An 8,203-nucleotide genomic window follows, 5' to 3' on the forward strand; every position below is an offset into this window, starting at 1 on the left:
CCCGCGCCTGACGCGCCGGTCGCCCCCTTCGCTCCTGCCCGAGATCCTGCAGCACAGACCTGCACCACCAGATTGGACGCGAACACCCATGGAAACTGCCGAGATCCGGCGCCGCTGGCTGACCTTCTTCGAGGCGAAGGGGCACACGGTCGTCCCCTCCGCCCCGCTGATCCACGAGGACCCGACGCTCCTCTTCGTCAACGCGGGCATGGTCCCCTTCAAGCCGTACTTCTCCGGTCAGGAGACGGCGCCCTGGGACCGCGCCACGAGCGTGCAGAAGTGCGTGCGCACCGGTGACATCGACGAGGTCGGCAAGACCTCGCGGCACGGCACCTTCTTCCAGATGAACGGCAACTTCTCCTTCGGCGACTACTTCAAGCGCGAGGCGATCAGCTTCGCGTGGGAGCTGCTCACGACGAGCCAGGACGCCGGGGGGTACGGCCTCGACCCGGAGCGTCTCTGGGCGACGGTCTACCGCGACGACGACGAGGCCGAGCAGCTGTGGCTGGAGCTCACCTCGATCCCCGCCGAGCGCATCGTGCGCCGCGGCGAGGCGGACAACTACTGGTCGATGGGCGTGCCCGGCCCGGGCGGCCCGTGCAGCGAGATCTTCTACGACCGCGGCGAGGAGTACGGCCGGGACGGCGGGCCGGCGGTCGACGAGGACCGGTTCATGGAGATCTGGAACCTCGTCTTCATGCAGTACGAGCTGTCGGCGGTGCGCTCGAAGTCCGACTTCGACGTGGCCGGCCCGCTGCCCGCGCAGAGCGTCGACACGGGCATGGGCCTGGAGCGGATCGCGAGCATCCTGCAGGGCGTCGACAACATGTACGAGATCGACGAGGTCTACCCGGTCCTGGAGAAGGCTGCCGAGATGACCGGTCGCAGCTACGGCACCCGGTCGGGCCACACCGCTGGTGACTCGCACCCCGACGACGTCCACCTGCGCGTCGTGGCCGACCACGTGCGCTCCTCTCTCATGCTCATCGGGGACGGTGTCACCCCCGGCAACGAGGGACGTGGCTACGTGCTGCGCCGCATGCTGCGGCGTGCGGTGCGCGCGATGCGCCTGCTGGGCTACGACGAGCCGGCGCTGCCGCATCTGATGCCGGTCTCGATGGAGCGGATGAGCGCCTCGTACCCGGAGCTGCGCACCGGCTTCGACCGGATCGCGCAGATCGCCTACGCCGAGGAGCAGGCCTTCCGGCGCACGCTCGCGCAGGGCACGACGATCCTCGACACCGCGGTGGCGAGGACCAAGCAGGGCGGGGGGGACACCCTCGGCGGTGACCAGGCCTTCGCCCTGCACGACACCTACGGCTTCCCGATCGACCTCACCCTCGAGATGGCGGCCGAGCAGGGGCTGAAGGTCGACCGCGACGGTTTCGTCCGCCTCATGGACGAGCAGCGGCAGCGGGCCAAGGCCGACGCCAGGGCCAAGAAGGGCGGCATCGCCCACACCGAGGTGTGGAGGGACCTGCGTGCGCTGGGCGCCACCGACTGGCGCGCGTACGAGGAGCTGACGACGACCGGCTCGGTCGTCGGTCTCGTCCGCGACGGCGCCCGTGTCGAGGAGCTCGAGCCCGGGCAGACCGGCCAGGTCGTGCTCGACCGCACGAGCTTCTACGCCGAGTCCGGCGGTCAGGTCGCCGACTCCGGCGTCATCGTCGTCGACGGCGCGCGCCTGCTCGTGCGCGACGTCCAGCGTCCCGTGAAGGGCCTCGTCGTGCACACCGTCGAGGTCGCCGACGGCCCGGTGCGCGTGGGCACCGAGGCCTCGGCCGAGGTCGACCCGCAGTGGCGCGTGGACGCCTGCCAGGCGCACTCCGGCACGCACGTCGTGCACGCGGCGCTGCGGCAGGTGCTCGGTCCCTCCGCGCTGCAGTCCGGGTCGTACAACAAGCCCGGGTACCTGCGGCTCGACTTCGCGTGGAACCAGGGCCTGTCCGCCGACGTCCGCGCCGAGATCGAGCACGTGGCCAACCTCGCGGTCCGCGACGACCTGCCGGTCTCCGCGGACTGGATGACCCTGCCCGAGGCCCGTGAGCGGGGCGCGCTGGCGCTCTTCGGCGAGACCTACGACGAGCAGGTCCGCGTCATCGAGATCGGTGGCGAGTGGTCGCGCGAGCTGTGCGGCGGCACACACGTGCGCCACTCCAGCCAGATCGGCGCCCTCACCCTCACCGGCGAGTCCAGCGTCGGCTCCGGCGTGCGCCGCCTCGAGGCCTACGTCGGGATGAACGCGCTGCAGCACCTCGCGACCGAGCGGGCGCTCGTCGCCGAGCTCTCGAGCATCGTCAAGGCGCCCTCGGCAGAGCTGCCCGAGCGCGTCAGCGAGCTCGTCACCCGCCTGCGCGAGGTGGAGAAGGAGCTGGACAAGGTCCGTCGCGAGCAGGTGGCCGCCAACGCGGGCGCGCTCACGGACGCAGCGAGCGAGGTCGGCGGCACCACGTACATTGGCCAGCACGTCGCCGGGGGCATGCCGGACGACCTGCGCCGGATGGTCACGGACACCCGGGCCAAGCTCGGCGAGGAGCGACCCTCGGTCGTGGCCCTCACCGGTGACGGCCCCGGCAAGCCGGTCGTCGTCGTCGCCACCAACGAGTCCGCCCGGGCGAAGGGGGTCAAGGCCGGCGCGCTCGTGCGGGTCGCGGCCCAGGTCCTCGGCGGCGGCGGTGGCGGCAAGGACGACCTCGCCCAGGGCGGTGGCCAGGACGCCACCAAGGTCGAGGACGCCCTGGCGGCCATCGAGCGGGAGCTCGGTGCCTGACGAGGTGCCCGGCGCGATGCGCCCGGGCGTGCGGCTCGGCATCGACGTGGGCGAGGCCCGCGTCGGGGTCGCCGCGTGCGACCCCGGCGGGCTGCTCGCGACGCCCGTCGAGACCGTGGCACGCGACCTGCAGCACGGCAGCGACATCGACCGCGTCATCACCCTCGCCGGCGAGCTCGGCGCGATGGAGCTCGTCGTCGGCCTGCCCCGCTCCCTCGACGGGAGCGAGGGGCCGGCGGCAGCCGGGGTCCGGACCTGGGTCAAGCACCTGGGGTCCGTGTTGCACGCGTCACCGCTCGGCAACACACCGATCCGCCTCGTGGACGAACGGCTCACGACCGTGGATGCTCATCGGGGTCTGCGGGAGAGCGGCGTCGCCGGACGGCGCCATCGCAGCGTGGTCGACCAGGCGGCGGCCGTGCTGATCCTGCAGACTGCGCTGGACACGGAACGCGCAACCGGTGGACCCCCCGGCGAACGGGTCGGTCGGCCGCGCCGACGCACACCGAAGGGCAAGAAGGCATGAACCAGCTCGACGACGACATCTTCGAGAGCCAGCACGAGCACCGGCACACCCGGTCGCGTCGTCGGGCCAACCGCGACCGCTCGCGCCGCACCGGGGCGAGCTGCCTGGCGGTCCTGCTCGCCGGTGCGGTCCTGCTCGCGGCGGCCTTCTTCGCCTTCGGCTCCCTGCGCTCGCTCCTCCCCGGCGCCAGCGAGCCAAGCGACTACGAGGGCGCCGGCCACGGCACCGTCGAGGTGGAGATCACCTCCGGGCAGTCCGGCTCCGAGATCGGCGAGTCCCTCGTCGAGGCCGGCGTCGTGAAGTCGACGAGCAGCTTCACCTCCGTGGCGGCGACCCAGCCGGACAAGGCGGCGGCGATCCAGCCGGGCACCTACTCGATGCGTCAGGAGATGTCGGCGGCCAGCGCCTTCGACCGTCTGCTCGACCCCAAGGCGCGGATCGCCAAGGGCGTCACGCTGAGCGAGGGCCTGTGGCGGTCGGAGATCTATCCCAAGCTCTCCAAGGCCACCGGCGTGCCCGTCGCCGACTACGAGAAGGCGGAGAAGTCCGCCCAGCTCGAGCTCCCCGCCGAGGCAGGCGGCGACGTCGAGGGCTGGCTCTTCCCCTCGACCTACGAGTTCGAGAAGGGCACGAGCGCGGTCGAGCAGCTCAACCAGATGATCAGGATGACGACCGACCAGCTCACCGAGGCCAAGGTGGCGCGCCGCGACTGGGAGCGCACCCTCACCGTCGCCTCGATCGTCGAGGGCGAGGCCGGGGCCGCCGACCGCGGCAAGGTCGCCCGGGTCGTCGAGAACCGTCTGGAGGACGTCAACGGACCGACGGTCGGGATGCTCCAGATGGACTCGACGATCCACTACATGCTCCAGAAGCGGGGGACGGTGACGACCTCCGACAAGGAGCGCAACACCGACAGCCCGTACAACACGTACAAGAACAAGGGGCTGCCCCCCGGCCCGATCAACAACCCGGGCGCCGACGCCATCGAGGCCGCCGGAAACCCCGACGAGGGCGACTGGCTCTTCTTCGTCACCGTCGACCCGGAGTCGGGGGAGACGAAGTTCACCGCGGACGAGGCCCAGCACCAGCGCAACGTCCAGGAGTTCTGCCGCAACACCGGCAGCTGCGAGAAGTGACGCTGCACGCGGGCGTCCTCGGCAGCCCGATCCGGCACTCGCTCTCGCCCAGGCTCCACCGGGCGGGGTACGCGGCGGCCGGGTTGCCGGACTGGCAGTACACCGCCCACGAGGTCGACGAAGGGGGTCTCGCCCCCTTCGTCGCCGGTCTCGACGCCTCCTGGCGCGGCCTGAGCCTCACCATGCCGCTCAAGGTCGCGGCCTTCGACGTCGCCGACGAGGTGAGCGCGCTCGCCCGCGCGGCCGGCGCCATCAACACGCTCGTGCGCACGCAGGCGGGCTGGTCGGCGCACAACACCGACGTCCACGGGATTGTCGCGGCCCTCGCCGAGGCGGGTGCCGCGCACGTCTCCTCCGCGACGATCGTCGGGTCCGGCGCGACGGCCCGCTCGGCGCTGCTCGGGCTCGTCGGGCTCGGGGCTCGACGGGTCACCGTCGCTGCCCGGACCCCGTCCCGGGCCGAGGCCCTGCGGGACGTGTGCGACGTCGATCTGCAGGTCGTCCCGCTCCGGGAGTGGGCGACCACGGGTGACCGGGCCGTGGTCTCCACCCTCCCGGGGGGACCGGCCAACGCCGTCGCCGCCGGGCACACCCGCGGCGACCTCACCGGGGTCACCCTCCTCGACGTCGTCTACGCCGACTGGCCGACCCCGCTGGCCCGGGCCGCCGCCGAGCACGGTGCGACGGTCGTCTCCGGGCTGGAGATGCTCGTCCACCAGGCGGCCCGGCAGTTCGAGCTCTTCACCGGGGTGGCGGCACCGGTCGAGGCGATGCAGGCCGCGGGCCGGGAGGCGCTCGGCCACACCCCGGACGCCTGACGGCGCCCGCTGACCGAAGTGCGAGGATTGCGCCCATGTTGCGTTGGTTGACCGCTGGTGAGTCGCACGGCCAGGCCCTCGTGGCGACCCTCGAGGGGCTGCCCGCGGGCGTCGAGGTCACGACCTCGGACGTCGCCGGGGCCCTCGCCCGTCGCCGTCTCGGCTACGGCCGCGGGGCCCGGATGAAGTTCGAGCAGGACCAGGTGACCTTCCTCGGTGGTGTCCGCCACGGGAGCACCCTCGGCTCGCCGCTGGCCGTGATGATCGGCAACACCGAGTGGCCCAAGTGGGAGACGGTGATGAGCGCCGACCCCGTCGAGAGCGAGGCGCTCGCCGCGGCCGACGACGTCAACGCGGAGAAGGAGATCGCCCGCAACCGGCCGCTCACCCGCCCGCGTCCCGGCCACGCCGACCTCGTCGGCATGCAGAAGTACCGATTCGACGAGGCCCGCCCGGTCCTCGAGCGCGCCTCGGCCCGCGAGACCGCGGCCCGCGTGGCCCTCGGCGAGATCGCCGAGCGCTTCCTCGAGCAGGCGTACGGCATCCGCCTCGTCGCGCACACGGTCGCCATCGGCGAGGGCTCCGCCCCCGCGGACGGCCCGCTGCCGACCCCCGAGGACACCCCGGTCCTCGATGCCAACCCGGTCCGCGCGATGACTCGCGAGGGCACCGACGCCATGGTCGCCGAGATCGAGGCGGCCAAGAAGGACGGCGACACCCTCGGCGGCGTCGTCGAGGTCCTCGCCTACGACCTGCCCCCGGGCCTGGGCAGCCACGTCCACTGGGACCGTCGCCTCGACGCGCGCCTCGCGGGTGCGCTCATGAGCATCCAGGCGATGAAGGGCGTCGAGGTCGGCGACGGCTTCACGACCGCCCGCCGTCGCGGCTCGGCCGCGCACGACGAGATGGAGCGTGACGCCGACGGCGTGATCCACCGGCGCACCGGCCGGGCCGGAGGGACCGAAGGGGGGATGAGCACCGGTGACGTCCTGCGCGTCCGCGCCGCGATGAAGCCCATCAGCACCGTCCCGCGCGCCCTCGAGACCGTCGACGTCGCCGGGACCGACCCGGCGACGGCCATCCACCAGCGCTCCGACGTGTGCGCCGTGCCCGCCGCCGGCGTCGTCGCCCAGGCGATGGTCGCCCTCGTGCTCGCCGAGGCCTGCGTCGAGAAGTTCGGCGGCGACTCCGTCGCCGAGACCGCCCGCAACCACCGCGCCTACCTCGACGCGATCCCCGAGCTCATGCGGACGTGGGAGGCGTGAGCGGGGCCCCCTTCGTCGTCGTCATCGGACCTCCCGGGGTCGGCAAGTCGACGGTCGCCCGCGAGCTCGCCGACCGCCTCGGCCGGGCCCTCGTCGACACCGACTCCCTCGTGGAGCAGCGCGAGGGACGCAGCATCTCCGACCTCTTCGTCATCGAGGGGGAGGAGTACTTCCGGGCCGCCGAGGAGCGTGCCGTGCTCGAGTCGCTCACCGAGGACGGCATCATCCTGGCGCTCGGCGGCGGGGCACCGATGATCCCCGCGGTCACCGAGGCGCTGGCCGGGCACACGGTCCTCTTCCTCGACGTCGGCATCGCCGACGCGGCCAAGCGGATCGGCTTCGACACGAGCCGGCCGCTGCTGGCGGTCAACCCGCGGCAGAGCTGGATCCGGACGATGGAGGCGCGCCGCCCCACGTACGAGGCCCTCGCGACGCACCGCGTGGACACCGCGGGACGGCAGGTCGACGAGGTCGTGGCCGACGCCCTGCGTCTGCTGGAGGAGAGCGCGTGAGTGACGTGAGCACCATCCCCGTCGGCGACGACTACGACGTCCTCGTCGGGCCCGGCGTCTCGAGCCGCGTCACCGACGTCCTGCCGAAGGGGGTCGCCCGGGTCCTCGTCGTCCACGGCGCGCCGCTCGCCCGGCTCGCGGAGCCCGTCGTCGCCGCCCTGCGGGATGCCGGTCTCGAGGTCCACGTCGCCCCCGTACCGGACGCCGAGGCGGCCAAGACGGTGACCGTCGCGGCCGACCTGTGGGCGACGATGGGGCAGGCCGGGTTCACCCGGAGCGACGCGGTCGTCGCCGTCGGCGGCGGCAGCGTCACCGACCTCGGCGGCTGGGCCGCCGCGGCCTGGCTGCGCGGCGTGGCGGTCGTGCACGTGCCGACGACCGTGCTCGGCATGGTCGACGCCGCCGTCGGTGGCAAGACCGGCATCAACACCGCCGAGGGCAAGAACCTCGTCGGGGCCTTCCACACGCCGGCCGCCGTGCTCTGCGACCTCGACCACCTCGCGACGCTGCCCCCGGCGGACCTGTCCGCCGGGCTCGCCGAGGTCGTCAAGGGCGGCTTCATCGCGGACCCGCGCATCCTCGAGATCGTCGAGGCCGACGAGTCCGGGGTGCAGGACCCCACCTCGCCCGCCCTGCGTGAGGTCATCGAGCGCAAGATCGCGGTCAAGGCGGGCGTCGTCGCCGCCGACCTGCGCGAGTCGCACCTGCGCGAGATCCTCAACTACGGCCACACCCTCGGTCACGCGATCGAGCACCACGAGCAGTACCGCATGCGTCACGGGGAGGCCGTCGCCATCGGCATGGTCTTCGCGGCCGAGATCGCCCATCGCACGGGTCGGATCGACGCGGCCCTGCTCGAGCGGCACCGGTACGTGCTGGGTCTCCTCGGCCTGCCGACCCGGTACTCGGGAGCGGACTTCGACGAGCTGCTCGCCGCCCTTCGTCGTGACAAGAAGACGCGCGGGTCCACCCTGCGCTTCGTCGTGCTCGACGGCCTGGCCGAGCCGGCCCGGCTCGAGGGCCCGGACGAGGCCCTGCTGCGCGCGGCCTACGCCGCCCTCGCCTGACCGATCCCGCGCGCGACCGCCCCCCCCCGAACCTGCATTCCCCTAGGGCAATGCGCGCTCAGGTCTGCATTGCCCTAGGTGTAACTGGGCATGACCTTGGTGACACGGG

7 protein-coding genes are annotated in these 8,203 nt (G+C 72.8%); all 7 read left to right on the top strand.

Annotated elements, in window-relative coordinates; genetic code table 11:
• Positions 1-88 precede the first annotated feature (88 nt).
• Genes alaS through aroB form a run of 7 tightly spaced genes read left to right on the top strand, consistent with a single transcriptional unit; the run spans position 89 to position 8,094 of the window.
• Positions 89-2,770 (top strand): alanine--tRNA ligase, encoded by a 2,682-nt coding sequence (gene alaS, locus ABC138_RS16275; protein ID WP_345914336.1) that lies wholly within the window; start codon positions 89-91, stop codon positions 2,768-2,770.
• Between the two features lie 16 nt (positions 2,771-2,786).
• Positions 2,787-3,296 (top strand): Holliday junction resolvase RuvX, encoded by a 510-nt coding sequence (gene ruvX, locus ABC138_RS16280; protein WP_068323896.1) that lies wholly within the window; start codon positions 2,787-2,789, stop codon positions 3,294-3,296.
• Entirely contained in the window at positions 3,293-4,432 is a 1,140-nt protein-coding gene (gene mltG, locus ABC138_RS16285) for an endolytic transglycosylase MltG (RefSeq protein WP_068323530.1), read from the top strand. Before ruvX ends, mltG begins: the two co-directional genes overlap by 4 nt.
• Complete coding sequence (locus ABC138_RS16290) at positions 4,429-5,250, top strand: shikimate dehydrogenase (protein WP_345914337.1); 822 nt, start codon at positions 4,429-4,431, stop codon at positions 5,248-5,250. The genes mltG and ABC138_RS16290 overlap by 4 nt, the downstream gene beginning before the upstream one ends.
• A 35-nt stretch (positions 5,251-5,285) precedes the next feature.
• Positions 5,286-6,515, top strand: coding sequence for a chorismate synthase (gene aroC, locus ABC138_RS16295; protein WP_345914338.1), 1,230 nt, complete (start codon positions 5,286-5,288; stop codon positions 6,513-6,515).
• Positions 6,512-7,027, top strand: coding sequence for a shikimate kinase (locus ABC138_RS16300; RefSeq protein ID WP_345914339.1), 516 nt, complete (start codon positions 6,512-6,514; stop codon positions 7,025-7,027). The genes aroC and ABC138_RS16300 overlap by 4 nt, the downstream gene beginning before the upstream one ends.
• Positions 7,024-8,094 (top strand): 3-dehydroquinate synthase, encoded by a 1,071-nt coding sequence (aroB, locus tag ABC138_RS16305; protein ID WP_068323560.1) that lies wholly within the window; start codon positions 7,024-7,026, stop codon positions 8,092-8,094. Before ABC138_RS16300 ends, aroB begins: the two co-directional genes overlap by 4 nt.
• The last annotated feature ends 109 nt before the right edge of the window (positions 8,095-8,203 follow it).

The sequence above is a fragment of the Janibacter sp. LM genome (genome assembly GCF_039631275.1).
Taxonomy (GTDB): Bacteria; Actinomycetota; Actinomycetes; order Actinomycetales; family Dermatophilaceae; genus Janibacter; species Janibacter terrae.